We start from the raw sequence: 25,941 nt of genomic DNA, 5'->3' as shown, positions 1-25,941 counted from the left end.
CACCGGGCGGAGCATGTGTTCCGTTTCATTCTCCATGGCGGGTGTGGAAGCACGGTGCGGGTGAATTGTCAAGCTGTAGCACATCGCGCCGCGTGGGGGCGTGGGGGCGTTTGCGCCGGATTGCGGCGTGGCACAGGGGGGGCGCGGGAGCCGCGTTGCCGGAGTGGGCCGGGGCCGTGGGGGCGCCTCGGCGGCCAGGGAAGGCGGCAGCGGCATGGCGCAAAAGCGCAGCGGCGCTGGATGCGGGCATGGTTAGCTCCAGCGGCGGGGCTTGGCCGCAAGGGAGGGGCCGGCGCTGTGGTGGATGCCATTTTCCGCGTCGCGCAGGTCGCCGGGGGTGTTGATGTTGAAGAAGCTGCTCAGCTGCGGATCCACGCGCCGCAGGTCGTCAAAGGAGACGGGATGCGCCGGGACTGCGTCAAACAGGCGTACCACCTGCCGCACACCCGTGGCCGCAAGGGCTTCAATATCCGGCAGGATGGCGCGGGAGTACACCGCACGCAGTGGATGCCAAAACCCGTCCTCGCCACGGGGGACGACGGCGGGCGCGTCCGGCGCGGCGCTGAGGAGCCGTTGGAGCAAGGCCGGGTGCAGAAAGGGCGCGTCGCAAGGGACGACCAACACCCGCTCAAAACGGGCATGGCTGAGGGCGGCGTGTAGGCCGGTGAGTGGTCCCGAGGCAGGCAACAGGTCCGGGACGGCGCGGATGGGCGCCGCGCCCGTATCCGCATCCCCCGCGCCAACGAGTAAGATGTCTGTGGACAGCGGGGTCAGCACGGCAAGCTGGTGTTCCAGCAGGGTGCGGCCGCCAAGGCGCAGGCTGGTCTTGTCCACGCCGCCGAGGCGCTCTCCGCGGCCTCCAGCGAGGATGGCGATGGATATGTGGTGTGTGGTTGGCATGACGTATGGTAGCGCGCAGGAAAAATGATCCGTTTGCGCACGGTGCTCGCAGTGGTTTTAGCGGGCGCGGCTGATGCTGTCGAGGATTTTGGCCTCTATGGATTCCAGCTCATCGGAGACGGGCGGGTACCATTTGATGTTTGCCATCGCGCTTTGGGTGTAGGTGCGGGTGTGGTGGACGCGGATGCGGTCGTCCAGATAGCGGTGGGCATGGCGTGAAGCCGTGGGGAAAAATTCCAAATTGGAGAATGCCGCGGCATTTTCAGGGCGCATCATAAAATTGCTCCACGCGTAGGCGCCGTCACTGTTGGTGGCCTTGTCCGGAAGGGCAAAGGTGTCCATCCAGCCCAGCGCGCCGCTGGCGGGCACCACAAAGGCGATGTCGGGATTCTGGTCATTGAGCGCCCAGCCGTCGTTGTCCCAGCCCATGGCAACGTGGACTGTTCCGTCCTGCATGGCGCGGCGCAGTTCGTCGGCGGTGTTCCAGTACATGGCCACAAGGGGCTTGCTGGTCATCAGCAGGGACGCCGCGCGGCTGATGAGGTCCTCGTAGTGCCGTGGCGAGCCGTACAGGTGGAAGGGGTTCTCCCCAAGGCTGAACGCCAGAGCGATGAGGGTTGGGCGTTTGAGGCGGTAGCTGATGCGCCCTTTGTAAGCGGGGTCGAGGAGCGCGTCGTAGTCCGTGGCGTCTGGAGCCTTGGCGGTGTTGACGATAAGTCCCGACGTTCCCCAGCAAAAGGGCACGGCGTAGGGCGTTGTGTCAATGCTGGTGTGGTGCAGTGTGGCCGAGAGCAGGACAGGGTCGAAGAGCTCGGTCTTGACGCGTGCGAGGTCGATGGGTTGGTACAAGCCGTAGGCCTTTTGCGCCCCGGCGATGCGGTCCTGACTGGGCTGAACGAGGTCAAAGGGCGCATCGGGCGCGCGCAGCAGAGGAATCATCTCTTCATTATTGGAATAGGTCACCGAGACGTTGATGCCTGTTTCCTGCGTGAAGCGCTCCACAAGGCGCGGGGGAGCATACCCCTGCCACGTCAGCAGGCGCAGCGGCTCCGCGCCCTGTGCAGGCGCGGACCACACGACGAAAAGAAGCAAGAGGAAAAGGCGCATGATGACTCCTTGTCGCCGAAGGGCTAGCGCGCCACAACCAGCAAAACCGAGTGCTGGATAGCGCTGGCAAGGGCCTCTAAAGACCGCTCGCCCGTGGACAGCGTGCCGGGGCACCCCATCCCAAAGATGGATTTGATGCGGCCACCAAGCCCCGCCGTATGCCGGGGCGCGCGGGCAATGAGGCTGCGGACCAACTCCGCGCGTAGGGCGTAATTCATTTCTCCGGGCAGTTCACCCGTGGTGTGGAAGACATGCTGGGCGTCAATAACCGCCTGCACAACGCCTACCACCTCGCCGCGGTCATTGACCAGCGGACCACCGCTGTTGCCGCTGGAAAGGGGCACGGAGATGGTGAAGGTCCGCGGGTCGTCCTGTATACCCTTGAGGCCGCTGATGCGTCCGGTGGAGAGCTTGGGCGAGGCGCCAAAAATGGCGACCTGCGGAAAGCCGATGGTGAAGACGCTGGCCCCAAGGCCGGGGGGCTGGGCCGCAAGGGGCAGGGCCGGCGGCAGGGTGCATGGGTCCTCAACGCCCAGCAGTACAAGGTCGCTTTGCATGTCGGCTTCCGCCACATACGCCGTCAGACGCGTGCCGTCTTCAAGCAGCAGGTCGATGCGTGGACGTCCGCGCACCACGTGCAAATTGGTGACAACGTATCCCTCTGCCACGGGCCAGCCTGTGCCCGTGGACAGCGTGTCGGGCGATTCGGGCTGGGTGCCATGCTGTTCCACCTCCTGCACAATGACTTTCACCGCCGGATGACCGGGCCGGAATGCGCTGAGGCGGCGCGCGGATTCAAGGGCGAGGTCAAAGCGCCGCTCCCGCGCAAAGGCCATTCCTGCCGAGGCCAGCAGGCCTGTGCCGCGCTGAACATTTTGCCGCGCACCTTCGCCCTGCATGTCCATGGTCCCCAGCAGCAGCATGGCATCGGGGATGTCCTTGCGGGCGGCGGTGGTGAGCCATTTGCGCGCAAGGGCGGTATCACGCGGGACGCCAAGGCCGCGCAGGTGCAGGTAGCCAAGGGCAAACTGCGCCCGGGGGTGGTCCTGCCGCGCGGCGCGGCGCAGCCATGTTGCGGCCTCCTTGAACAGAATGCGCCCCTTGCCGTGCCAGCCCTCGCGCATTTCGCGCTCCGCACGGCCCGCCAGCAGAAAGCCAAGCAGGAATTGCGCCTCGCTGTCGTCGTGACGCGCTGCGGCCCGAAGGCGCGACTCCTCGCCGGGGGCAGGCGGCGCGGCGGTAAAGAAGGACACCTCCGCCGCACGCACAGGCAGGGCGCACAGCACGACCACACACGCCAGCGCCGCCATAAGGGCGCGGACGCGTCTGGTGCGCGGGTGTGGGCGGTGTCGTGGTGCGGGCATGGTGGCGATGGCCTGCCTTGGTCAAAGGTTGAGGAGGCAACTATACCACTATGATTCTCGTCGAGGCAACGAGGGAGCGGATTTTCGCGGAATGGACCAGCGCAGGGGAAGGGGAGAAATGCAAATGCGGGGTTGACTGTTGCGTAAGCAACGCTTATGACTGCCCTCGCATGAACACCAGATTCACAGAGGAGGACGCACCATGAAACAGCTTTTTCGGACGCTCTTCGTGCTGGCGGTTATCATCGTGTGGAACGCAACGCCCTGCGTTGCCTAGCAGGTGATGCCCCGGCATGCCGGGATTGAATCATACGCGCAATCAGGCGCCGCCCCGTATACGGGGCGGCGCCTGATTGCGTTTGGGGCGTTCTCTATGCGGGGTGAGGTGTTTTACGGCAGGGCGATGTTGACCCAAAAGTCCACGGTGGTGCCCTTGTTCACGCAGCTGTCCACGGTGATGATGCCCCCCATACGGGAGACAAGGCGGCGGACAATGCCAAGGCCAAGGCCCGTGCCCTCATACTTGCGCGATTTGCCCCAGTTGAGCTGAATGAAGGGATCGAAGATGGTTTCCAGCTTGTCGTCGGGGATGCCGATGCCTGTGTCCGTGACGGTGAAGAGCAGACGCGCCGAGCCGGGGGCCGTGGCCTTGCGCAGCATCTGCACGTCCACCCGCACACTGCCCTTTTTGGTGAATTTTACCGCGTTGCCCACAAGGTTGAACAGAATCTGGCGCATGCGGCCTTCATCGCCAATGATCATCTTGGGGATGGAGTCGTCCACGGTGTAGCCGATGGTCAGCCCCTGCCGTTTGCTCTGCTGGGCAAAGGTGTTGATGACCATGCGGATGGTGCGCCGCAGATTGAACTCGTTGTGGGACAGGGTAATCATGTCCGCCTGCAACTTGGAGAAGTCCAAAATGTCGTTGATGATGGTCAACAGGCCTTCTCCGGCCTGCAGGGCGGTTTCCACACAGTCGCGCTGCTCGTAGTCCAGTTCCGTATCCAGCAGCACATCCAGCATGCCCAGCACGCCGTTGAGGGGCGAGCGCAGCTCGTGGCTCATATTGGCGAGGAATTCCGTCTTCATTGTGCTGGCATCCTGCGCCAGGTCGCGGGCGCGGCGCAGGTTGTCCTCTATGCGCTTGTTCTCCGTGATTTCGCGGGAGACCTTGAGGATGCTGCCGTGCTCGTCCTCTCCTGTGCGCAGGGCGTAGTACTGTACCTCCCAGATGGAGCCGTCGGCGTGCGTGACTTCGTTGCGCATGGTGGTGCCCGTTTCCAGAACGCGCTCCACCGGACAGCCGGGGCAGGGCGTGTCGCGGCCCGTAAAGATGCTGTGGCAGGCGTTGTTGACCATGTCGTCCAGTTCGCGTCCTGCGGCGTCCGCGGCGGCGGAGTTGGCCCAGATGATGCGGCGGTCCGCGGTCTGGTGGACGACGGTCTCCGTGATGGTGGACAGAATAAGCTGTTTTTCGGACTCCGACCGGCGCAGGGCTTCTTCGGCGAATTTTTGTTCGGTGATGTTGCGCGCCACCTCAATGGCGCCGGTGACGGCGCCTTGCGCATCAAAGACAGGGTAGCCCGTCACAAACCACACATGCCCGTCCGGCGTGGTCATCTCGCGCGCAATGGGATCGCCTGTGTCGATGGCTTCGCGTACGGGACAGCCCTCGCATGGGGCGGTGCGGTTGTGCCACAGTTCGTAGCATTTGCGGGAGGCAAGGTCCTCCTGCTTCAGGTGCAGCGAGCGCGTGGCGGCCTCGTTGCCCCACAGCACGGTGTGGGACAGGTCGTGCCGGATGACGATTTCCGAAATGGTGGAGAGGATGGTGTGCTTTTCCTCTTCGGTGCGGCGCAGGCGCTGCTGCGCATGCATGCGTTCCGTCACGTCGTTGATGGTGACGATGGCGTATTCCTTGGTCCCGGATGCCGTGTAGATGGCGCTGACGCGGACATCGGCCCAGAATGGCTGCCCATTTTTGTGGAGGTAGCGTTTTTCCAGCGTGCACGAGGCGTTCACGCTGTCCATGGAATCGATGATTTCACGGGTGATGGCGTAGTCGTCTGGGTGGGTGAGATCGTCAGGATGTTTCCCTAACAGCTCCCCTTTGGTATACCCAAATATCTCCGCCGCTTTCCGGTTGGCGTCGATGATGAAGCTGTCTTTGTTGGTGATGAGAATGCCCGACGGCGAGCTGTCGAAGATAGCCTTGAAGAAGGAATCGTGCCGCTTCATCCGGACGGCGGCTTCGCGTTGCGGGGTGACGTCCATCATTAGGCCCACAATGCGTTTTTCGCCGTCTGCCGTGGTGGTCAGCACCATTTCATCACGAATCCAGCGCCATGTACCGTCGGCGTGACGGAAGCGGTATTCCACCATGTGGTGCCCAAGGGACTGGAGCACATCCTCCACGTCAATGACCCCAAGGTCGTCGGGATGCATGTGCTGGAGGAAAAACTCCGTACTGCCGGTCGCTTCCTCCACCGTGTAGCCGAGGATGTCCGTGATGCTGGGGCTGATGTACAACCCCGGAAAGCCGTCGGTGTCGAGGACGCAATAGAGAATAAATGGCGCGCTGGAGAGGAGGTCTTCCAGCCGGGCGAGGGAGAGCGCAAAATGGCATTCCCCTGCGGCGTCGCGCGGGGCGCTGCACGGGGCGTCCTGCGAGCAGGGCGCGCTGGGCTGTGGCGCAAGCGTCATCTCGTCCGTGATATCCGTGATAATGCCGGTGATGGTGGCTGTTTCGCCGTCCCCGGCGCAGAGGGTCATAGCATCACGAAGCATCCGCCACGAGCCGTCCGCATGGCGGAAGCGGTACTCGGCGGTGTGCCGTCCTGAAATGGGCAGGCGCTGCGCTGCAATGGCTGGCGCTGGGTCGTCCGGATGGATGCGGGAGCGCCAAAAGTCCGGGTCGGCGACAACCTCGTCGGGAGTGTAGCCAAGGATGCCTGCAATATTGGGGCTGATGGCGGAGATGGGACCGTAGGCGGTGAACGGAGCGGAATAAAAAATGTATGGGGAAGCTTCAAGCAGCGAATCGAGTTGGCTTTTTGACGCGGCAAGGGCGTCGCGTTCGCGGGTGACGCGTTGAAGTTCCTCGCGAAGGCGCTCGTCTCGCGCAAGGAGTCGTTCCGGGGGCAGGTGCTCGTGCATGTCCGTCTACTCCGTCCCGAAGGTGATGGTTGGAGGTGGTGCTGCGCCGCAGTCCCTGAAGTGAGCTGCTTGGGATATATGCAGATGGGAATCATCGTGTCAAACCTTCGTCTGGAAGGGGGGACGCGGTGCGCGCGAGTTGTGTCACGCCACAAACTCGGGTAAGGATTTGACATTCTTATGTCGGGAGGAAAAAAAGTGGAAATTCAGGAGACCGGTTTTCCCGGACTGTTCATCATCAGGCCCGCAGTACACGGCGACGGACGGGGATTTTTCCTTGAGAGCTGGAGCCGCCGGGTTTTTGCCGAACACGGGATAGAGGTCGATTTTGTGCAGGACAACCACGCGCGTTCCGTCAAGCGGGGCGTGTTGCGGGGCTTGCACTTTCAGGCGCCGCCAGCGGCGCAGTCCAAGCTCGTTCGCGTAACGCGCGGCGCGGTGTACGACGTGGTCGTGGACCTGCGCGTTGGCTCACCCACCTACGGCAAGTGGCACGCCGAAACACTGAGCGAAGAGAATTTTCTGCAAATGTTCGTCCCCAAGGGCTTTGCCCACGCCTATCTGACGCTGACGGACGAGGTGGAGTTTCAGTATAAGGTGGACGCCTTCTACTCGCCGGAGTGCGACTCCGGCATTTTTTGGAACGACCCGGACCTTGGCATTGATTGGCCGGAACAGGACCCCATCCTCTCCGACAAGGACAAGCATTTGCAACGCCTGAGGGATTTTGCGTCCCCGTTCCGGTTTGACGCCGCGTCGTAACGGCCGGAAGGCAACAGCATACAAACACTCGACCCAAGGACAGCATCCATGACAGAGCAGACCCCCGCGCCAAAACGGCTGGAGGGATGTCAGGCCATCGTTTTGGCAGGTGGTTCCGGGACGCGGCTGTGGCCGTATTCCCGCAGTTTGTACCCCAAGCAGTTGCTTGCCCTCACAGGCGAGCAGACCTTGCTGCAGGAGACCGTCTCCCGGTCTCTGTCCATATTTGACCCGCAGGACCTGTGGGTCGTCACCAACGAGGAGCATGTCTTTGAAGTGCGCAGTCAGCTCCGCACTTTGGACACGGGGCTGGACGGTCAGGTTTTGGCCGAACCCATGCGCCGCAACACGCTCCCGGCCATCATGCTGGGCATGGAGCGCGCCCTTGAGCGCGACCCCGACGCGGTGGTGGCGGTGTTCCCCTCCGACCATATGATTCATAAGCCCGAGGTCTGGCACGACGCTTTGGAGCGTGGCGTGCGCCTTGCCCGCGAGGGCTGGTTTGTGACCTTTGGCGTGACGCCGGGCTATCCCGAGACGGGCTACGGCTACATCCAGCGCGGCGCGTCCCTTGGGGACGAGGGCTTCGAGGTTGCGGCCTTTGTGGAAAAGCCGGATCTGGAGACCGCCAAGCGCTACCTTGCGGACGGCGAGCACTACTGGAACAGCGGGATGTTCGTGTTCAGCATCAAGGCGTTTATGGATGCCGTGGCGGAGTTTCAGCCCGAGCTGGACGCGTGGTGGCAGCAGCGGGGCGAGCGCGCGCTGGTGGACGGCTACGCCGGACTTCCGGACATCTCCGTGGACTACGGAATCATGGAGAAGGTTGGTCAGCAGGCCGTGGTGCGCGCGGACTTTGGCTGGGACGACCTTGGCAGCTGGGAGGCCCTGCACCGCCTTGGCGACAAGGATGCAAACGGCAACGTGGTGCGCGGCGACGTGCTGAATCTGGACTGCAAGGACAGCCTGCTTCTGTCGCGCGGGGGCAAGCTTGCCGCCGTGGAGGTGGAGGGGCTTATTGTGGTGCAGACCCGCGACGCCACGCTTATTTGTCCGGCGGACAAGGTCCAGCGCGTCAAGGACGTGGTGGGTACTCTGAAAAGCGAGGGCAGCTCCCTTGTGGAGGCGCACGTGACGGTGCACCGCCCGTGGGGCAGCTACACCGTGCTGGAGGAAGGCCCGCATTATAAAATCAAGCGCATCGAGGTGCTGCCCGGGGCCAAGCTGTCCCTGCAAAAGCACCACCACCGCAGCGAACACTGGGTGGTCATCAGCGGCACCGCGCAGGTGCGGGTGGATGACGACGAGATGCTCCTGTACGAAAACCAATCCGTCGATATTCCCAAGACGTCCATGCATAGGCTTGCCAATCCCGGCAAGGTTCCGGTGGAAATTATCGAAATCCAAAGCGGGCCGTATTTGGAGGAGGACGACATCGTCCGGTTTGACGACGAATACGGACGGATAAAGGCTTCCAAGGACGTCAGCTAAAACGGAAATCGCGGTTCGTGAATTTTTTCATTAGGCCTTGACACGTCTAGGTTCTCATGCCTAGAACTGCCTCGGTCATAATGGGAATTTTTAAGGATTTTTGTCCCACGGCGGAAATCGCACTCCGGCATTTTGGTGCCCGGGGTGGGGCGTCTGCCTTGGGGCTGTGGCGAGGGCCTTAGGGCAGTCGTTTCCCGTGACCGGGAAGAGACCGGGGGGGACCCGGCGGTCAAAACATTCTACCTAAGGATGAGGCGAGAGCACATGGTGAAAAAATCTTCGAGCAGTGGAGGGGCGTTGCCATTCTTCGTCGGATTTGTGGCGATGCTCTTTGTAGGATGGTGGGTCTTCCCCCGCGTGTTATTTAGCGAGATGCAGCAACCGATCCGGTTCAGCCATGTCGTGCACGTGGAAGACCAGGGCATGTTCTGCGACGACTGTCACTACCTGAAGGAAGACGGCTCGTTCAGCGGCATCCCGTCCACGCAGTCCTGTGCGGACTGTCACTACGACGTGCTGGGCACGGACCCCGACGAGGAAAAGTTCGTTGAGGAGTACGTGAACAAGGAGAAGGAAGTGGAATGGCTGATCTACCAGTACCAGCCGGACAACGTGTACTTCTCGCACGCCGCGCACCAGGACATGGACTGCACGACCTGCCACCCGGACATGGAAACGTCGGATACGCCGCCCACGTACTACAAAAACAAACTCACGGACTACTCCAACGGCGGCTATAAGATCGTCTTTGGCCGTGGCGTTGGTGTGGACCCGGCCTACAGCCGTGGAACAATGAAGATGTGGGAATGCGAGCGCTGCCATGCCGAAAGCGGTCAGAGCAACGCCTGCTACGTCTGTCATCGTTAAGAGTGAGGTGGCGTAATGTTGAATAGAAGAGCTTTCCTGACGTTCTCCGCAGGTGCCACGGCTGGGCTGATGATTACCCCCATCCCGTGGAAGCTGACGGACGACGTGTCGATTTGGACGCAGAATTGGAAGTGGAATCCTAAAGTCCCCAAAAGGGCTATATATTTCTCTGAACTCGCATCCAAGATGGACCCCTCCGGTGCCGGCATCCGTGTCGCCACTGTAGACGGCCAGCCCGTCGGTGTGGCCGGCAATCCCGACCATCCCCTGGGCAAAGGTGCCATCCCCTCCATGGCGGCGGCGGAAGTTGGGCTGCTGTACAGCCCCTCCCGCGTGAAGACCCCCATGAAGAAGACGGCCTCCGGCCATCAGCCCATCAGCTGGGACGAGGCAGAAGCCCTGCTGGCCGAGAAGGTTGGCGCGGCCAAAGGCAAAGTCGCTGCCGTGTGCGGCGACGAAACCGGCTCCGCGAGTGAAATCTTCAACGCCCTCGTGGCGAACCTTGACGGCCAGTTCTTCCTCACCAACGGCGAGGCGCAGAGCGCATCGCGTGCGTGGAAGATGATGGGCGGCGAAGGTCAGGTCGGGTACGACATCGAGAACGCGGACCATGTCCTGTTCCTGAGCGCCGACGCGCTGGAGTCCTCCGGCACGGCGGTCCGCAATGCGCAGGCGTTCTCCGCAACGCATCCCTCCGGCAAGCCCGCCACGGCCAAGTACGTCTACGCCGGTCCGGTGCAGAACAATACCGCTGTGGTCTGTGACGAATGGGTGCAGGCTGGCCCCGGCATGGCCGCTCCCATCGCGCTTGGTCTGGCCAACCTGCTGGTGCAGGACGGCATGACCGCCAGCTTCTCCGGCTTTAACGCCTTTGCCCGCAAGGTTGCGGCCTACACTCCCGCCCGCGTTGAACGCGAGACCGGTGTGCGTGCCCGCGACCTGCAGCGCATGGCTGCGGAACTCAAAAGCGCCAAGCGTCCCCTCGTGGTTGCTGGTTCCGAGTTCCTCGGCGGTGGCGGCGCAAGCATCCAGCTTGCCGCCCTTGGCCTCAACGCCCTGCTGGGCCGCGTCGGCGCTACCGGCGGCGTAAAGGCCGTTGCCGACGCTCCTGTTGTGGTGCCCGGCGCCGTGTCCCGCTCCGCCATGTACGAAGGCGACTTTGTCGGCTTTATGCAGCGCGTTGCCGCTGGCAAGGACAGCGTGGACGCCATGGTCGTCTACGACGCCAACCCGGCCTACGCCCTGCCCGAGCAGCTGAGCGGCGCCATGAAGAAGGTGCCCTTCGTTGCCACCATCAGTTCCTTCATGGACGAGACGGCCGCCGAGGCCGACCTTGTGCTGCCTGCGTCCATGACCGTGGAACGCTACGACGACGTGTACACTCCGTACGGTGCGGCTGAAGCCACCTACAATGTGAACACCCCCGTTGCGAAGAAGGCCTTCGACACCCGCCACGGCGCGGACGTCGCCCTGAGCCTTGCCGGGACGCTGGGCATGGACCTTGGCTACCGGAACTTCCGCGAAGTGCTGAAGGCCAAGGCCGAAGCCCTCGGCGCATCCTGGCGCGGCCTCAAGAGGGGACAGACCTTCACCGCATCCAGCAGCACGCCGAAGCAGCTGAATCTGGCCGCATGTGCCATTGACGGTCCGGCCACCATGGGCACTGGCGCTCTGGCGCTGGCTCCCATCGTGAAGACCAACCTTGGCACCGATAAGGTCGCTCTTCCCCCGCTGAACGTCTCCACCGTTCGCGAAACCGACTGCATGGTGCAGATGAACGCCAAGACGGCCCGCACCTGCGGCGTCAAGGCGGGGCAGACGGTCCGCCTCTCCGGCCCCGGCGGCAAGATGACCGCTCAGGTGGCCATCACGGAGAAGGTGATGACCGGTGTTGTGGCGGCTCCTCTGGGCCTTGGACACACCGCTTGGGACGAGTTCTCCCGCGGTCTGGGCGATAATGCCTTCAAACTGCTCGCCGCAACCGACGAGCCCGAGACCGGTATGACCGCATGGTCCAAGACCCTGGTCGAGATCGCCCACGCATAAAAAGAGGAACGCATCATGTCAGCATTCAAAGAATTCCCGATCAGATGGGGCATGGTCATCGACATAGACAAGTGCACGGGCTGCGGCGCGTGTACTGTGGCCTGCAACAAAGAAAATAATATCGCCCCCCAGCGTCAGCAGCTTGACCGCATCGCCGGGAAGGGCTTCCCCACCCGCTTCAAGAAGCTGGAGTGGATCACCATCTATGAACTGTCCAACGGCAAGCAGGGCAGCGCGCATGACAGCGCCTTCCTGCCGCGTCCGTGCATGCAGTGCGGCATGCCGTCCTGTGTGACCGTCTGCCCGGCAACGGCGACGGACAAAAACGAAAACGGCGGCATCGTCAGCCAGATCTACCCCCGCTGTTTTGGCTGCAGATACTGCATGGCCTCCTGCCCTTACCACGCCCGTGTGTTCAACTGGGACCAGCCCGTGTACCCCGAAGGCATGGAAAAGCAGCTGACCCCCAACGTCTCCGTGCGTTCGCGCGGCGTTGTGGAAAAGTGCAACTTCTGCCACCACCGTTGGATGTACGCCAAGGACGCCGCCCGCGTGGCTGGCGAGGACCCGAACGCGCTGCCCGAGGATGCCTACATCCCCGCCTGCGCCGAGGCCTGCCCCACCGGCGCCATCACCTTTGGCGATGTGAAGAACCCCGAGCATAAGGTGTACGAGCTGGCTCGCAGCCCCTACACCTTCCGCCTGCTTGAGCGCCTGGGCACTGACCCGCAGGTGTACTACATGAGTAAGCGCGAGTGGGTGCGTCGACAGGGTGACAACTACCTTGAAAACGAACCGGGCCCCGTAGCCCACGGCAATGGAGGTCACAATGGATAGAGCTCTTTGGCCTGAAGGCGTCGAGCGGTGCTCGCTCGGCAAGTTCCTGCTTTGGCTCGGGTTCGTCGGTGTGCTGCTGGCCGCCGGTCTGTACGAGTTCTTTATGATTCTCGTGCCGGACGGACTGGCCCGTACCGCTCTGGACAACTACTTCGGGTTCGGCCTGTGGATCACGTTTGACCTTGCGGTCATCGCCCTCGGCGCCGGAGCCTTCTTCACCGGTCTGCTCAAGTACATCCTCGACATCAAGGAGCTTGAGAAGATTGTTAACCTCACGGTCATTGTCGGCTTCATCTGCTACTCCGGCGCCATGCTTGTTCTGGCGCTGGACGTGGGGCAGCCGCTGCGCTCGTGGTTCGGCTACTGGCACGCCAACGTCCACTCCATGCTGACGGAAGTGATGTTCTGCATCACCTGTTACCTCATGGTGCTGGCTATTGAGTTTGTGCCGAACATCCTTGAGAACAGGAAGCTCAACGAGATTCCTTACCTGCACAACCTCGCGCACAACCTGCATGTGGTTATGCCGCTCATCGCCGGTATCGGCGCGTTCCTGTCCACCTTCCACCAGGGTTCCCTTGGCGGCATGTACGGCGTCCTCTTTGGCCGCCCCTACATCCTGCGTGACGGGTTCTTCATCTGGCCGTGGACGTTCTTCCTGTTCGTGCTGTCCGCTGTGGCTGCTGGTCCCTGCTTCTCCGTGCTGGTCGTGAAGATCATGGAGCTGCTCACCGGCAAGACCCTTGTGGATTACAAGGTCAAGAAACTCATGTGCCGCATTGGCGGTACCATGCTGTGCCTGTATCTGTTCTTCAAGTTTGCCGACACTTGGGCTTGGGCCGCCGACGTGCTGCCGCGCTCCGGCTTGACGTGGGATCAGATGTTCAACAGCGGCCTTGGCTACGGCGAAAGCCTGTTGTGGATTGAGCTGGGCCTGTGCGGCGTTCTGCCCGCCATCCTGCTGATGGTGCCCCGCTTCCGCAACACTCCGGGCCTGCTGTACACCGCCGCTATCCTGAACTGCACCGGCGTCACGCTGAACCGTTACGTCTTCACCGTTCAGGCGCTGGCTATCCCGGTTATGCCCTTTGACCAGTGGTACAACTACATCCCGAACTGGGCTGAGTGGGCACCCTGCCTTGGCGTTGTTGCCTACGGCATGCTCGTTCTGTCCCTGTCCTACCGCTACCTGCCTGTGTTCCCGCAGGAGAAGGAGCTGAACGCCAAGCCCCGCATGGCGGCTCCGGTTGAGCAGAAGGACGACGCGGAGGCAACGGCGACAGCCTAAACGCCCCCGCCAGACCCGTCTTCAAGGCCCGACCGGAAATCCGGTCGGGCCTTTTTGCGATGGGGATTGCTTCATATTGACGGAAGGTTGGGGAGCGTCTATCGTCAAGGCACGATGCAGCAGGATGTCCGGTGAATACTGCGGCGGCCGGGCTTTGGTGCCGGACCCGCACGGGCCGCGCTCTGCCGCTGGTCTCCTGGAGGCGAGCCCCGGACGAAAGAGGCCGGAGCTCCCCGTCCGGCATGCGGAAGACAACGTCCGCGTGCCGAGAAAATTTTTGCGCCGCCAAAGACGAATCGTGGCGGAGGTTGGGCGGGAGTGCCCGGCCGTGTCCGCGCGGGCCACAGCGCCCCGGGCCAGAAGCCAAGTGAAAAGCCTGAAGACGACGCACCGTGCCCGGATGGCGGATGCCGTCCGTGGTGTGGGCGTTCTTTTTTTTGTGCGGGCGGACACGCTCGCCAGCGCATATGACGACGAGAGTTGTTCAGACGTCACCGCAGTGCGGTGGTTGAGAAGGAAAAGCAGAATGGGACAGAATGAGGAGCAATACTCCACAATCCATAAGCGTGAGGACGATGTGTCCTCCATGGAAGGAGCGTATTGTCTCATTGATCCTCGGGCCGCCATTTGGGGCGAGGAACCGGGCAAGGGCCCGCATACACGCGTGGACTTTCCGCCGCAGCAGCGGGCGGGGTTTACCCTGTGCCCCTTTGTAAAGGAATTTATTAAGGTTGGCCGCCGCCACGTGCCGCGGGTCAAGCCCTATCTTTCCCTGCGCGACATGGGCGAGATGGTCCTTGCCGGGCTTGGCGTGCTGCGGGCCTCGCATGTTGTGGCCCCGGGGCTGTACTGCGTGGGCTTTCCCGATGAGGAAGCACCGGTGCTGGCCGTGCCGAACCGCAAAATGTCCTTTGATGTCCTGCGCAAGGAGCTTTCCGGCATTGACGCGTGGCTGCTTGTTTTTGACGCCACGCGCAAGGATTCATGGAAGGCTGACGAGCGGCACCTGTATTCCGTCCCGGCGCTGGTGCACGCGGTGCGGGCCTCGCGCCTGCACGATGTGGTTAGCCACCGCCGCGTGTATGTGCCCCAATCCGTTGAGCACCGCCTTGATGCCGACATCGTCATGGGCCAGAGCGGGTTTTCTTTGGTGTACGGTCCCCGGCGGACCAAGGACTGGCAGGGATTTTTTGAAAACGGCGGCGTTGCCACCGTGCCCATGCAGGAAACGACCTTCACCTTGGCCGAGCGCATGGTGCGCATTCCGCGTCAGCTGCACGCGCTGCTGCGGCCACTTGCCCTGTTTGCCGTTGTCGCCTTTGTGCTGTCGGGCATGGGGCCGGATGTGTTTGATTTTGATGCCGCGTGGTCGCGGATGCTGGGTGTGGTGTGGGCGGCTGTTGCCGCTCTTGCCGCGGGGAGTGTGGCCGTTCCGCTCCTGCTGCCCGTCTTGCCCGGCGGCAGGCTGACCTACAAGGGCCTTGGCATGGGCGCTGTTGCCGCGTGCGTGACGCTCCCCATGCTGCCGGAAGCGCTGTCCGCGCTTGATGTGGTGGCCCTTGGCACGTTGATTGTGAGTGCCAGCAGCTGGCTGGCGCGCGATTTTGCCCGGCTGACGCCCATCGGCGCAGCCATGGGCCCTGTGACCGTCTGCCGCCGCCCGCTCCTTGGGCAGTGCATTGGCGGCGCGGTGTGGGCCGTGCTGTGGGGGGCATCGCGTTTTCTTGGATAGCGCGGCGAAGACTGCGAGAGACCACAACGAAGAGGGATGGCCGGAGACGGCTATCCCTCTTTTTTTGCGGCGCGTACCAGCCCGCGCCAGATGCCCCGGTGGGCGCGCAGGTGGTAGAGAAATTCCGGATGCCACTGCACGCCAAGGACAAAGTCGCGCCCGGTGTGCTCCACGCCTTGGATAACGCCGCTCTCCTCGCGCGCACACACGCGGATGCCCTTCCCCAGCTTGTCCACGGCTTGTTTGTGCAGGGCGTTCACCCACAGGAGGCGGGAGGACACAAGGCGGTAGAGCAGCGTGGTGTGGTCCACGGTGACGGATTTGCGGGGCAGAATGGTGCGCATCTGCACCGTTTCCGTATAGAAGGCTTCAAGGTCGCGGTGCAGGGTGCCGCCGTGGAAGACGTTGAGCAGCTGGGCGCCGCGGCAGATGCCAAGCACAGGACAGCGCAGGTCCTCGGCGCGGTGGAGCAGGCGGGTTTCCAGTTCGTCGCGGTCCTTGCCGGAGGAGGTGGAGCGCTTGAGGCTGAGAAGCCGCCGCAGGATGTAGATAAAGGGCGAGAGCAAGAGCCGCGTGCCCCAGTAGCGCCTATGGTGTGGGGCCACATGCGGGGGCGGGGCGGGTTGTTCGCCGTAGAGGCTTGGGTCCACGTCCGCGCCGCCGCCGATGACCAGCGCGTCCATGGGCGCGTCCGGTAGCGGCCCGCCGGGCACAACCCGAATGGGGCGCGCTCCGGCAAGCCGCAGGCAGAGCCATGTAAACAGCCACGGCCCCAAGCCGCCTCGGCGCGGGGCCGTGACCCAAACCGTCGGGCGCATGGCTACTCCATCATCTCCCGCACATGTGCGGCCCATGGCCTGGTCAGCGCGCTGAGGGGCGTGCCGTGCAGGTGCATGAAGGCTTCGGCCATTTCGCCAAGGCGCTTCTCGTCACTGGCGAGGCGCTCCACGTGCAGCCACATGTCCCACTCCGCCGCCACGGTCCATGTCGGGTCGTCGATGAGGCAGTTGGGCAGGCGGTAGTGCAGGGCGGGGCGCGCCTTGATGAGGTGCATGTCCAGCGTGGCCGCCTCCAGGATGGAGCGGTCCATAAAGCAGAACAGCGGCAGCATATCAAGGGTGCGGTTACGCGTGGGGTTGTGGGTCAGGTAGTCCACCACAAGATGCTGCAGGTCCGGGGCGTAGTCGGGACTGAGGACCAGCGCCTTGTAGTCCTCGGGGAAGGAATCCACAAAGGGCGTCATGCGGCGCGTAAGGTCCACGTTCAGCGTTTCTTTCATCCAGTCCTCAAGGAGCAGAAAGGCGCGCAGATAGCGCAGTGCCGCCTCGGTGGTGACTTCCGGCATTTCGGGATTCATCTGAAAGCCAAAGGCGTAGAGGATGGACGCCTTGGTGCCCTTGGCGTCCTGCTCGTGCAGGGCCTGGCGCAAATCCTCGGCCACGTGGAGCTTGTCCAGCGGCAGGGGCGGGGTGGCTATCTCGCAGGGCACAATGTTTTGCGAGGTCTCCAGCACCAGATGGTCCAGCCTGTCCTCGTCAATGAACTTCGAAATGTCGAGGCCCATTGTTTCAAGGATGGTCTTGTACTTTTGGTTCTTGAGGAGGGTGGCGTCCATCTCCGTGGCGAAGTCGCCATACGGGGTGTCCGTGACGGTGATGTCAAAGGGATTGCGCTCCACCTTGCGGCCGCCGAACAGCCTGATGATGCAGTCGGCGGCGGTGTCGGGGGTGAGGCCTGCCATTTCGTATTCAAAGCCCACCCGGCGCAGGGCGTTGTCCTGCGTTGTGGTGACGGGGGGCATGGGCATTTGTGTCATATGTGTATGTCCTGTCGGTGTTGTCTGCGTGGCGCCCTTGGCGCGTGGGCGCCAAGAACATGGAATCACCTAGACATACACATGAATCCGGGCAGGACGCAACCGGGCGCGGAAAAGCCGCCAGCCACTGGCATTTGCAGGTCGGCGTGCCCTTTAAAGGGCGTCGTTGACGCCGCGGGACGAAAAAAGCCCCTCTGGAGGGGCTTTTTGATATGTGGAGGTGATGGCGACGTCTGTCCGTCTTTAGGCGTCCTTGGTGAAGACGAAAATGTGATCACCAGTAGGGACGGAGGCTTGAAATAAATGAGTGTTGTTTTTGAAAAAGGCGTCAACATCCTTGAAATATGCGGTAACGGCAGGGTTCCGGGAAAGTGCTCCTAAATCATCAAAGAAAAAGCCCAGCATGCTCGCCAGCCCATCTGCCCCGGGATATTCGCGGACCTGCGCGCCAACGTATTCTCCCAGTTCAAGGATGCTTTCGCGGGAGGGGAGGCCGCATTCGAGGTGCTCCTTGGCCCATGGAGCGCCTCGGTGTTTGTAAATCAGGCGCTCAACTTCGTTCTTGTCGAACCCTTTCACCGCAATGGGGACAATGAGGATAACGGCCTGTCCAGCAAGGGCAAGGAGGTCCGTCAGAAATTGCGCCCGGTCTGCCGCGGGGACGTGCTCCAGAACATGGACGGAGACGACAAAGTCAAAGGTTCGCCCTAACTGCTGCACCGTGTGCGCCAACAGCGTATTTTCCTGCGGCTCGCACAGCATATAGTCGGCATTGCCAAGAAAGTGGGACAGCAGCCCCTTGCCCCCGCCAATATCAAGGACGGAGAACTCGTCATTGTCCGCACCGTGGAGGTCCCGGATGACCTGCGCTGCGCGCTCCAAACGGACATAGGTTGGAAGAGGCATGGTTTTTCGTGTGGCTTCGTTGGCGTGCAGGCGCTGGAGCAGGGCGTGGTCTACGGCGTCCGGGGCGAGGACTTGGGCGGTTTTGAGGTGCGCGTAGGCCGTGGTGGCGTCGTGGGCCTTGAGGGCCTGTGTTGCCAGATGAATATGGTAATCAGGGTGCAGGGCGGACATGGTTCCTCACTGGACTTGGTGTGTTTGCGGATGCGCAGTATCGACGGGAAACTGACGGGCACGCCGCGTGAGGAAGAGGAAGCAAGTTATATACCGGGGTGGCAGTGCGCGAACCCCACACACGCGTGGTACACAACACAAAAGCCCCCAAGATGGGGGCTTTTTTAAGTGGGCTATGGCGCGCCGGGGTTATTTGTAGCAGACGGCGGCGACGGAATTTTTGTGGGAGCCGCTGATAACCTTGCGGCTGTAGGTCAGGTAGGTGATGACGCCTTTTTCAAAGTCGATAAACCGCACCACCTTGATGCTTTTGAAGATGAACGACGCGCGCTGGGAGAAGACCTCTTCGCCTTGTTCCAGCTGCCGGAGCCTTGCTTCATCAACTTTGCCCGTCAGCACGCAGGTGATGGACGAACTGGCTTTGTCCTCTGCCACACCAAAGGCGCCCTTGATGCCGCCCTTCATGGCGCGGGACAGGTAGCAGGTCACCTGCGGGATGTCCGGGTCGTCAAAGGAGAAAATCTTGATGGTGTGGTCGGGGCCGAGCATTTTCCATTCCGTGGAGACCTCGCCGACAACGCGGGCGTCGCTCGCGAAGCTGGGCGCGGCGCAAAGAAGACAAAGCAGGGTCAAAAAACAAATGTGGCGGATACGCATGATGCCTCTCGGGTTATAGGGCGGTGGACGGCGGGCAGCCGTGCCGGGTGAAGACTGTGTTGTTCTGGGGCAATCGGGCCGTGGTGTCAAATTGTGCGGGCCTGTTGGCGGGCGGGGCTAGGTGGTTTTGTGAAAGTCCCCCAGCTTACGCAGGAGCCACTGCCCAGCCTTGCCCAGCGTCTTGTGCGGGGAGCGGATGAGGTACAGGGGCGAGGCGTGCTCGCGCAGTTCCAGTTCCAGCGAAATGGGGACGATGTTGCGCTCCGCCATCACGGTGGCGAGGATGCTGGATGGGAAAAAGGCCCAGCCGAGGCGGCGTTCCACAAGGGCGGCGCACGTGGCGTAGCTGTCCACCAGCCAGCGCTTTTGGCTGAAGTGGGTCACCTCGGTGTCCTTTTCCGCCGTGCGGCTGGTGACCACGAGTTGGCGCTCGTCCTCAAGGTTGCCGAGGGTGACCCCTTCCTTGCGGGTAAGGGGATGCGTGGCGGACGCCGCGGCCTGAAAAGGCAGGTACGAGAGCAGGGTGTAGGTCTCCAGCCGTTTGGGGATGCCTGCACTTACCACAAGTCCGATGTCCGCCATGCCGGACGCCACGTAGTCCTCAACATCGTTGAAGATGCCCGTCAGCAGGTCCAGCTCCGTAAAGGGAAAGCGGGCTTCAAACGGACCAAGCACATGCTCAATGAAGTCCGGATACAGGGCTTCATCAAGGGCGATGCGGATGTGCGTGTCCTCCTCCGCGCAGAAGGACAGCGCCCGGTCCTCCAGCCGCTCTGCGCCGCGGATGACGCTTTGGGCGTCGCGCAGCAGGGCTTCGCCCTCCTTGGTGAGGCGAAGGTACTTGCGGCTTCTGTCGAACAGCTGGGTGCCAAGGTCGATTTCCAGATTGGCCACAGCCGTGCTGACGCCGGACTGCGCCTTGCCAAGGCGCCGCCCCGCCGCGGAAAACGACCCCGTTTCCGCCGCAGCGGCAAAGCATTGCAGATGCGTGAAATTGAACGAAATCATGATGCATTTTTCTCCGTGCTCCCGGGGGAGGTCTGCGGGCAACGTACGCGCGCGGGCAGGCGTTGTCTATGACCTATACGCTTTTCGGATAGGTTCTCACTGTGCAGACGGGCTCTTGGCGTATAGGTTCTCCTCGTTCACAGCACACAATGCCGGGGCGAAGCATGCCCCGCGCGGAGCGATACACCGGGAGAAGACACACATGGCTCTTATAGAATGGCACGCGGAGAATCAGTACATGAACTGGCCGGAACTCGTGGATGTGGCGCCCGAGAGCGCGGGCATCGACCTGAAGGCGGTCCGCCAGTACCGGTTGGCGTCCGTGCGCCGGGAAATGAAGCGATACGACGTTAACGCGCTGATTCTGTCGGACGCGGTGAACATCCGCTACGCCACAGGCGCCAGAAATATGCAGGTGTTTTCCGCCCGCAATGCGCCTTCGCGCTATTTGCTGCTGACGGAACACAGGAGCATTCTGTTTGAATTTACGGGGTGCGAGCACCTTGCCGACGGGCTGGAAACCATCGACGAGGTCCGCCCCGCCGAGACCGCCAGCTTCGTGGCCGCCGGGCCGCACATCCGCGAGCGCGAGGCGCAGTGGGCGCAGAAGATGATAGCCCTCATGCGCGAGCTGGTCGGGCCGGACCTGCGCGTTGGGCTGGAGCGGATGAACGCGGGCGTCGCCATTGAAATGGCGCGGCAGGGCATCCCCATCGTGGACGCGCAGGAGCCTGTGGAAATGGCGCGCTGCATTAAGTCCGACGAGGAACTCAAGTGCGTTATCGCCTCGCTGCAGGCGACGGAGCAGGCTACGGGCAAAATGCGCGGGGCCATCCGCCCCGGCATTACGGAAAATCAGCTCTGGTCCGTGATGCATCAGGAAATCATTGCCCTGAATGGCGACTATGTGGAAACCCGTTTGCTCAGCTCAGGCGCGCGGACCAATCCGTGGTTTCAGGAGTCGGCCAACAAGGTCATCGGCGAGAACGAACTCATCGGCTTTGATACCGACGTCGTGGGCTGCCATGGCTACTATTCCGACTTTTCGCGCACCTTTCACGCCGGACCGGACGCCCCCACCGAGGAGCAGCGCACGCTGTACAAGGTCGCCTACGAGCAGATTCAGCACAATATTGGCATCATCAAACCGGGTATGACCTTCCGCGAGTACGCCGAGAAGGCGTGGGACATCCCGGAAAAGTACCACGCCAACCGCTACTACCTGTCCGCCCACGGCGTGGGCATGTCCGGCGAATATCCCTACCTGTATCACCGCGCCGACTTCCCGGATGCGGGATACGACGGCGTTATCCAGCCGAATATGACGCTGTGTGTGGAGTCCTACATTGGCGAGCAGGGCGGCCGCGAGGGCGTGAAGCTGGAGGAACAGTTGCTGGTGACCGAGCACGGCACCACGCTGCTGACGCATTATCCCTTTGAAGACGAACTGCTCAAGTAGCAAGGCCGGGCGGCACAATGCATGACGAAGCGGTAAAGAGTCAGACGCCGGAAGCGCAGATGCCAGAAAAAAACCAGATGCCAGAAACCCAGATGTCGGACACGCAAATACTGGAACGCGGCGACCTGCGCATCACGTTGCATAGGCGGGGCGAGAACGCTTACGTCAAACAGCGGCGGCCCGTGACCTACGGGCTGTACCACGAGGTGGAAACCCCCTCGGCGCGGCTGCTGTTTAACCTTGAGGGCGACATTATCCGGGCCGAAGGCCGCGGCGGCGCATGGCCGAGCGACCTTGAATACCTCCGGCGCACCGCCGGGGACGACTGGGTGTACTATTCCACCGGCGGCTACGGCGGCTCGTGGGAAACGCTGACGGAATCGCCGTTCCCGGCGCAGGTGTCCTTCCGGATTCCGGAACCGTACAGCGAGGTGTTCAAGACCTTCGGCGAATACTATTTGCCGAACCTGCCGTACGCGTCCAACGCCATTTTGGGCACAGACCCCTTTGCCATACCTGCGGTGCAGGCGCTGGTGGACGGTTGGTGTGATGAAGTGCAGGCCGTGCGGCGTAAAGCCAATGACCTGCCGCCGCAGTTTCACGCGTTTCTCGGCCGGGTGGCGGACAAGACCCCGCAGCGGCTGCGCCAGAAGGCGAAGCGCCTGTTTGCGGCCTGCGGCGGGCGCGCATCGGTCTTGCCGCCGGATGCGCGGCACGTGGACTACAACGTGATTCCGCTGAATATCTCGCAGGGCTGTCTGTATAAATGCCGGTTCTGCACGGTGAAAAACACCATGCCCTTCCGGACCCGCTCGCGGGCGGCCATCGCCGGGCAGTTTGACCAGCTGGCGGCGCTGTATGGCCGCGACCTTATCAATTACAACGCCGTGTTCCTTGGCGACCACGACGCCCTTGGCGCTGATGACGCGACGATTTTATGGGCAATCGGTCAGGCGCGGGAGCGGCTGGGGATTGACCGGTCCTACATGCAGGGCGCGAGCGTGTTCCTCTTTGGCAGTGTGACGTCGCTGATGGCCAAGGATGACGCCTTTTTTGCACGCCTTGGGGCCTGCGGGGCCTCGGTGTCCATCAACGTGGGGCTGGAATCCGTGGACCAGCAGACGCTGGACTTCATCGGCAAACCTCTGCGCAGTGCGCAGGTCGCCCGCTGTTTTGAGCGTATGCAGGAGATCAGCGCGCGGCATGCAGCCATTGAATGCACGGGAAATTTCGTCTTTGACGATGCGCTGCCGCAGGGGCACATCCCGTCGTTTTTGGAGTTGGTCGGCGCGGCGGGCGGCCCGGCGCAGGCGAAAGGGACGGTGTATATGTCGCCCCTGTGTCTGAGCACGCCGTCAGCGCGCACGCTGTTTGAGCTGAAGCAGCTGAAAACGTGGAGCCGTTTGCCGCTGTATTTGTACCTGATTCAACGGCTGTAAGTTGGGATGGTATGCGCCTAGGGCACAAGCCCTGGCGGAAGTGTAAGGACGTCGTGTCCGTGGAACGTGGGGAAAGATTGGGCCCCCCATCAAAAGGCAAAACCAAGACAAGGAGTGAATGTATGAAGAGGCTGAAAGGAATTTGCGCGCTCGTCGCCATGGTCTGTGTGTTGTCCGTTTTTCCGCAGCATGCCAATGCGCAGGATAAGACGATTCGGTTTGGCGTGAACAACTGGGCCGAGAATGTCGCGGTCTCCAACATGTGGAAGATTCTGCTGGAAAAGCGCGGCTACGACGTTGTGCTGACGCAGGTGGGCAATGGCGTCATGTACAGCGCTGTGGCGAATGCTTCGCTGGACGTTGGGCTGGAAGTGTGGCTGCCCAATTCCGATAAGCCTCTTGTAGACCGCTACGGCAAGGATTTTGACATTCAGAATGCCTGGTACAAGGGCGCAAGCCTTGGGCTGGTGGTCCCCTCCTATGTGGACATCGATTCGCTGGCCGACCTTGCTGAAAACAAAGAGATGTTTGACGGCGAAATCATCGGCATTGATTCCGGCTCCAGCCTGAACGAGATGACCCGCGGCGCCCTGAAGGAATACGGCCTTGAGTACGACTTTGTGGAAAGCTCGGAACCGGCCATGCTCGGCGTGTTGAAGGCCGCATACGAGGCCAAGAAAAACGTGGTGGTCACCCTGTGGAACCCGCACAGCGCCTTTGCCAAGTTTGACCTCAAGTACCTGAAGGACCCGAAAAACGTCTACGGTGAAGGCGACGACATTTTCTTCATCACCAGAAAGGGCTTTGACAAGGACTACGGCGAGGTTCTGGGCTGGATGAACTCGTGGTTCATGACTGATAGCACCCTTGGAGAACTCATTGCCACCATCGAGCGCACCGGCGACCCCGAAGAGGGCGCGGCCAAGTGGATTGAGGCCAATTCGGAATTGGTCGAGTCGTGGTTCAAGTAACGGGCGCAGCGTGCGCAGGCGAAAGCGCCGCGCCGCACGCCCCCGGCACCTGCTGTGGCGGGTGATTATATGGCCAGACAAAGGCTCCCCGGACAGATTCCTGTCTGGGGAGCCTTTCTTATGCGTGGGGGCAGGGCAACGGCGCGGCGACACCCAAACAGGACGCCGGGCGGGGCTTCTGGGCGGACTAGGGCAGTTCCAGCGTAAGGCGCAGCATGTCCCGGAGCTGGATGCCGTCTTCAAAAATGGGCTGGGGGTAGTGGGTGACGAAGAAATCCCGGTCGATGGCCGTTACCCGAAACCCGTGGCGCTGGTAAAACGCAAGCTGGTAGCCAAAGCTCCCGGTGCCCACCTCCAGCCGCGGGGCGCCGCTGTAGCGGAAGACGCCTATCACATGCTGTAACAACTGCGAGCCAATGCCCCGCCGCTGATGCTCGGGGGCAACGGCAATGCTCATAAGCTCATACCCGCCATCCGGCAAAGGGAGCACAGCGCACGCGCCATGAACCTCGCGGTGGTCCTTCTCTGCCAGCGCGACAAAGCACCGCGACTGCGGCAGGTAGGATGCGAGCTTGTCCTCGGACGGGTCCGCCAACAGGAGGAGTGTGTGGGGTGCGTCCGACGGCGGAACTTCACAAATATGCATGGCGCATCTCCTTTGAGCATTGGCTCTTTGTGCGAGCCGACTCTACCCCAAATGCGCGCAAGACCGAAGGGGTTTCGGGGGGGGGGCACCGTGGCCCTGCCGTGTCTGCGTCCAGCCCCGCCGCCAGCATCAGTCCAGCGGGGCGGAGGAGGGCTGGCGGGCGCGGCGCGTGTGGCGCCTAGTTGCTTCGCTGGGCAAGGACTTTGGTCAGCACCACCCGCGCGCTGCGGGCCTGTTTCGTGTCCACTTTGGTGTCCAGTACGCGGATGAACTCGTGCATCTGCGCGGTGGTCAGGCCTGTGTTCATGGCGGCGCCAAAGTGAAAAAAGAGCTGCCCTTCGGTACCGGTCATATTTGCCAGGGCGGCGATGGTCGCCAGTTCGCGCTGCTGATGCGTCAGCACATCGCGGGCGAAGATGTCGGCAAACAGGTGCTCCTTGAGGAACGTATCAATAATGGGCGTGAACTCTTGGTACGGCGCGCGCGTGGTGGGAATGTCCTTCTGCCCGGCAAGGTCCGCGCGCACGCGGGCGCCGTAGGCGTCGCGGTCCATGTCGGCGGGCAGGGGCGAGGCCTCTTTGCCCTCGGCGTCCAGAATGCCTTTGGCCCTGCGCTCCTGCGTCAGGGTCATGAATGCGCCAAGGGCATTGAGGCTGCGGGGAAAGCCCGCATAGGCGTACAGCTGGACGAGGATTTCCTTGATTTCGTTTATGGTCAGCCCGGAGTCCAGCCCGTCACTGAGGGCCGGGGTCAGCCGGTCCATGTCACCACTGGCGGTAAAGGCGGCAATGGTGATGATGGCCTGCTGTTGGGCATCAAGGGCTGGTTCCGGTGTGTGTTTTGTCGTCATGGTTGCCTCCGCTGCGGATGCAAGGCCGAAGGTGAAAACAAGGGCAAAGAGGGAAAGGAGGGATGTCCTTCTAATCATATCGGCCTCCGTGCATTGCAGGCAGTGCGTTGGTGGTTGTCCGCGCCTTTGTGGCGCCTTGGGGTGTGGGGGAATGGCGGGGCCTGTGGAGGGGGCGCCCCGGGCCTAGCGCGCGTCCAGCGCGTCATACTCCTCGTCGCTGACAGGTTCGACCCATTCGTTGGAGCCGCCCTCGGCGGGCACTTCCACCGCCACGTGGGCAAACCACGAATCCTTGGCCGCGCCGTGCCAGTGCTTGACCTCGGGCGCTATGTGGACCACATCGCCGGGGCGCAGCTCGCGGGCGGGTTTTCCGGCTTCCTGATACCAGCCGCGGCCACCCGTCACGAGCAGAATTTGGCCACCCTTGTGGTGGATGTGCCACCAGTTGCGACACCCCGGCTCAAAGGT

At 62.3% G+C, this 25,941-nt stretch carries 22 protein-coding genes; 10 read left to right on the top strand and 12 right to left on the bottom strand.

The genetic code is table 11. From position 1 onward, the window contains the following. Positions 1–252 precede the first annotated feature (252 nt). From mobA to ACY69P_RS01360, 4 genes are all read right to left on the bottom strand, one after another. On the bottom strand, positions 253–900 hold the full coding sequence (mobA, locus tag ACY69P_RS01375) for a molybdenum cofactor guanylyltransferase (protein WP_462326326.1): 648 nt from the start codon (positions 898–900) through the stop codon (positions 253–255). Positions 901–957: 57 nt separating this feature from the next. Continuing rightward, on the bottom strand, positions 958–2,007 hold the full coding sequence (locus ACY69P_RS01370; RefSeq protein WP_462326325.1) for an extracellular solute-binding protein: 1,050 nt from the start codon (positions 2,005–2,007) through the stop codon (positions 958–960). Between the two features lie 23 nt (positions 2,008–2,030). Then, entirely contained in the window at positions 2,031–3,371 is a 1,341-nt protein-coding gene (locus ACY69P_RS01365; RefSeq protein ID WP_462326324.1) for a tetratricopeptide repeat-containing serine protease family protein, read from the bottom strand. 390 nt (positions 3,372–3,761) lie between these two features. Next, positions 3,762–6,527 (bottom strand): PAS domain S-box protein, encoded by a 2,766-nt coding sequence (locus ACY69P_RS01360; RefSeq protein WP_462326323.1) that lies wholly within the window; start codon positions 6,525–6,527, stop codon positions 3,762–3,764. Between the two features lie 198 nt (positions 6,528–6,725). Between ACY69P_RS01360 and rfbC the strand changes: the two genes are divergently transcribed. From rfbC to ACY69P_RS01325, 7 genes are all read left to right on the top strand, one after another. Further along, positions 6,726–7,289, top strand: a complete 564-nt coding sequence (gene rfbC, locus ACY69P_RS01355; protein ID WP_459898118.1) for a dTDP-4-dehydrorhamnose 3,5-epimerase — start codon at positions 6,726–6,728, stop codon at positions 7,287–7,289. Between the two features lie 48 nt (positions 7,290–7,337). Then, positions 7,338–8,780, top strand: coding sequence for a mannose-1-phosphate guanylyltransferase/mannose-6-phosphate isomerase (locus tag ACY69P_RS01350; protein WP_462326322.1), 1,443 nt, complete (start codon positions 7,338–7,340; stop codon positions 8,778–8,780). A 264-nt stretch (positions 8,781–9,044) separates the two neighbouring features. Then, a complete protein-coding gene (qrcA, locus tag ACY69P_RS01345) occupies positions 9,045–9,647 on the top strand; it encodes a menaquinone reductase multiheme cytochrome c subunit QrcA (RefSeq protein ID WP_404846236.1) in 603 nt (200 codons plus the stop codon). Positions 9,648–9,662: 15 nt separating this feature from the next. Further along, positions 9,663–11,693, top strand: a complete 2,031-nt coding sequence (gene qrcB / locus ACY69P_RS01340) for a menaquinone reductase molybdopterin-binding-like subunit QrcB (protein WP_462326321.1) — start codon at positions 9,663–9,665, stop codon at positions 11,691–11,693. 15 nt (positions 11,694–11,708) lie between these two features. Next, the gene (locus tag ACY69P_RS01335) at positions 11,709–12,530 is read left to right on the top strand and encodes a 4Fe-4S dicluster domain-containing protein (protein ID WP_404846238.1); all 822 of its coding nucleotides are present in this window, start codon (positions 11,709–11,711) and stop codon (positions 12,528–12,530) included. Next, complete coding sequence (gene qrcD / locus ACY69P_RS01330) at positions 12,523–13,818, top strand: menaquinone reductase integral membrane subunit QrcD (protein ID WP_459898127.1); 1,296 nt, start codon at positions 12,523–12,525, stop codon at positions 13,816–13,818. Before ACY69P_RS01335 ends, qrcD begins: the two co-directional genes overlap by 8 nt. 526 nt (positions 13,819–14,344) lie before the next feature. Further along, the gene (locus ACY69P_RS01325) at positions 14,345–15,550 is read left to right on the top strand and encodes a mercury methylation corrinoid protein HgcA (protein ID WP_459898129.1); all 1,206 of its coding nucleotides are present in this window, start codon (positions 14,345–14,347) and stop codon (positions 15,548–15,550) included. Between the two features lie 50 nt (positions 15,551–15,600). Here the strand turns inward: ACY69P_RS01325 and ACY69P_RS01320 are convergent, their stop codons facing one another. From ACY69P_RS01320 to ACY69P_RS01300, 5 genes are all read right to left on the bottom strand, one after another. Beyond that, complete coding sequence (locus tag ACY69P_RS01320) at positions 15,601–16,368, bottom strand: gamma-glutamyl-gamma-aminobutyrate hydrolase family protein (RefSeq protein WP_462326320.1); 768 nt, start codon at positions 16,366–16,368, stop codon at positions 15,601–15,603. A 2-nt stretch (positions 16,369–16,370) separates the two neighbouring features. Continuing rightward, entirely contained in the window at positions 16,371–17,366 is a 996-nt protein-coding gene (locus tag ACY69P_RS01315; protein ID WP_462326319.1) for an amidoligase family protein, read from the bottom strand. A 243-nt stretch (positions 17,367–17,609) separates the two neighbouring features. After that, positions 17,610–18,443 carry a methyltransferase domain-containing protein gene (locus tag ACY69P_RS01310; RefSeq protein WP_462326318.1) on the bottom strand — a complete coding sequence of 278 codons (834 nt, stop codon included), beginning with the start codon at positions 18,441–18,443 and terminating at the stop codon, positions 17,610–17,612. A gap of 189 nt (positions 18,444–18,632) precedes the next feature. Further along, the gene (locus tag ACY69P_RS01305) at positions 18,633–19,100 is read right to left on the bottom strand and encodes a CreA family protein (RefSeq protein ID WP_462326317.1); all 468 of its coding nucleotides are present in this window, start codon (positions 19,098–19,100) and stop codon (positions 18,633–18,635) included. A 117-nt stretch (positions 19,101–19,217) separates the two neighbouring features. Beyond that, a complete protein-coding gene (locus tag ACY69P_RS01300) occupies positions 19,218–20,108 on the bottom strand; it encodes a LysR family transcriptional regulator (RefSeq protein WP_462326316.1) in 891 nt (296 codons plus the stop codon). 202 nt (positions 20,109–20,310) lie between these two features. Between ACY69P_RS01300 and ACY69P_RS01295 the strand changes: the two genes are divergently transcribed. The 3 genes from ACY69P_RS01295 (at position 20,311) to ACY69P_RS01285 (ending at position 23,977) form a co-directional block, all read left to right on the top strand. Then, positions 20,311–21,567, top strand: coding sequence for a M24 family metallopeptidase (locus ACY69P_RS01295; RefSeq protein ID WP_462326315.1), 1,257 nt, complete (start codon positions 20,311–20,313; stop codon positions 21,565–21,567). A 77-nt stretch (positions 21,568–21,644) separates the two neighbouring features. Beyond that, on the top strand, positions 21,645–23,006 hold the full coding sequence (locus ACY69P_RS01290; RefSeq protein ID WP_462326314.1) for a radical SAM protein: 1,362 nt from the start codon (positions 21,645–21,647) through the stop codon (positions 23,004–23,006). Between the two features lie 122 nt (positions 23,007–23,128). Next, positions 23,129–23,977: a glycine betaine ABC transporter substrate-binding protein gene (locus ACY69P_RS01285; protein ID WP_459898145.1), complete on the top strand. Its 849-nt coding sequence runs from the start codon at positions 23,129–23,131 to the stop codon at positions 23,975–23,977. Between the two features lie 187 nt (positions 23,978–24,164). On the opposite strand, the gene ACY69P_RS01280 is transcribed toward ACY69P_RS01285, so the two are convergent. From ACY69P_RS01280 to ACY69P_RS01270, 3 genes are all read right to left on the bottom strand, one after another. Beyond that, entirely contained in the window at positions 24,165–24,623 is a 459-nt protein-coding gene (locus ACY69P_RS01280; protein ID WP_462326313.1) for a GNAT family N-acetyltransferase, read from the bottom strand. 178 nt (positions 24,624–24,801) lie between these two features. Continuing rightward, positions 24,802–25,473: a carboxymuconolactone decarboxylase family protein gene (locus ACY69P_RS01275; protein ID WP_462326312.1), complete on the bottom strand. Its 672-nt coding sequence runs from the start codon at positions 25,471–25,473 to the stop codon at positions 24,802–24,804. Positions 25,474–25,656: 183 nt separating this feature from the next. Next, positions 25,657–25,941 (bottom strand): cupin domain-containing protein (locus tag ACY69P_RS01270; RefSeq protein ID WP_462326311.1); only part of this gene is annotated, 285 nt, incomplete at its 5' end.

This window comes from Desulfobaculum sp. (assembly GCF_054921475.1).
Note: the sequence above shows the minus strand (reverse complement) of the source record. Positions and strands in the feature narration are given on the sequence as shown.

Coding starts and splice junctions, on each gene's coding strand:
- mobA (WP_462326326.1), bottom strand. CDS start 900: ATGCCAACCACACACCACATATCCATCGCCATCCTCGCTGGAGGCCGC.
- ACY69P_RS01370 (WP_462326325.1), bottom strand. CDS start 2,007: ATGCGCCTTTTCCTCTTGCTTCTTTTCGTCGTGTGGTCCGCGCCTGCA.
- ACY69P_RS01365 (WP_462326324.1), bottom strand. CDS start 3,371: ATGCCCGCACCACGACACCGCCCACACCCGCGCACCAGACGCGTCCGC.
- ACY69P_RS01360 (WP_462326323.1), bottom strand. CDS start 6,527: ATGCACGAGCACCTGCCCCCGGAACGACTCCTTGCGCGAGACGAGCGC.
- ACY69P_RS01350 (WP_462326322.1), top strand. CDS start 7,338: ATGACAGAGCAGACCCCCGCGCCAAAACGGCTGGAGGGATGTCAGGCC.
- qrcA (WP_404846236.1), top strand. CDS start 9,045: ATGGTGAAAAAATCTTCGAGCAGTGGAGGGGCGTTGCCATTCTTCGTC.
- qrcB (WP_462326321.1), top strand. CDS start 9,663: ATGTTGAATAGAAGAGCTTTCCTGACGTTCTCCGCAGGTGCCACGGCT.
- ACY69P_RS01335 (WP_404846238.1), top strand. CDS start 11,709: ATGTCAGCATTCAAAGAATTCCCGATCAGATGGGGCATGGTCATCGAC.
- qrcD (WP_459898127.1), top strand. CDS start 12,523: ATGGATAGAGCTCTTTGGCCTGAAGGCGTCGAGCGGTGCTCGCTCGGC.
- ACY69P_RS01325 (WP_459898129.1), top strand. CDS start 14,345: ATGGGACAGAATGAGGAGCAATACTCCACAATCCATAAGCGTGAGGAC.
- ACY69P_RS01320 (WP_462326320.1), bottom strand. CDS start 16,368: ATGCGCCCGACGGTTTGGGTCACGGCCCCGCGCCGAGGCGGCTTGGGG.
- ACY69P_RS01315 (WP_462326319.1), bottom strand. CDS start 17,366: ATGACACAAATGCCCATGCCCCCCGTCACCACAACGCAGGACAACGCC.
- ACY69P_RS01310 (WP_462326318.1), bottom strand. CDS start 18,443: ATGTCCGCCCTGCACCCTGATTACCATATTCATCTGGCAACACAGGCC.
- ACY69P_RS01305 (WP_462326317.1), bottom strand. CDS start 19,100: ATGCGTATCCGCCACATTTGTTTTTTGACCCTGCTTTGTCTTCTTTGC.
- ACY69P_RS01300 (WP_462326316.1), bottom strand. CDS start 20,108: ATGATTTCGTTCAATTTCACGCATCTGCAATGCTTTGCCGCTGCGGCG.
- ACY69P_RS01295 (WP_462326315.1), top strand. CDS start 20,311: ATGGCTCTTATAGAATGGCACGCGGAGAATCAGTACATGAACTGGCCG.
- ACY69P_RS01290 (WP_462326314.1), top strand. CDS start 21,645: ATGCCAGAAACCCAGATGTCGGACACGCAAATACTGGAACGCGGCGAC.
- ACY69P_RS01285 (WP_459898145.1), top strand. CDS start 23,129: ATGAAGAGGCTGAAAGGAATTTGCGCGCTCGTCGCCATGGTCTGTGTG.
- ACY69P_RS01280 (WP_462326313.1), bottom strand. CDS start 24,623: ATGCATATTTGTGAAGTTCCGCCGTCGGACGCACCCCACACACTCCTC.
- ACY69P_RS01275 (WP_462326312.1), bottom strand. CDS start 25,473: ATGACGACAAAACACACACCGGAACCAGCCCTTGATGCCCAACAGCAG.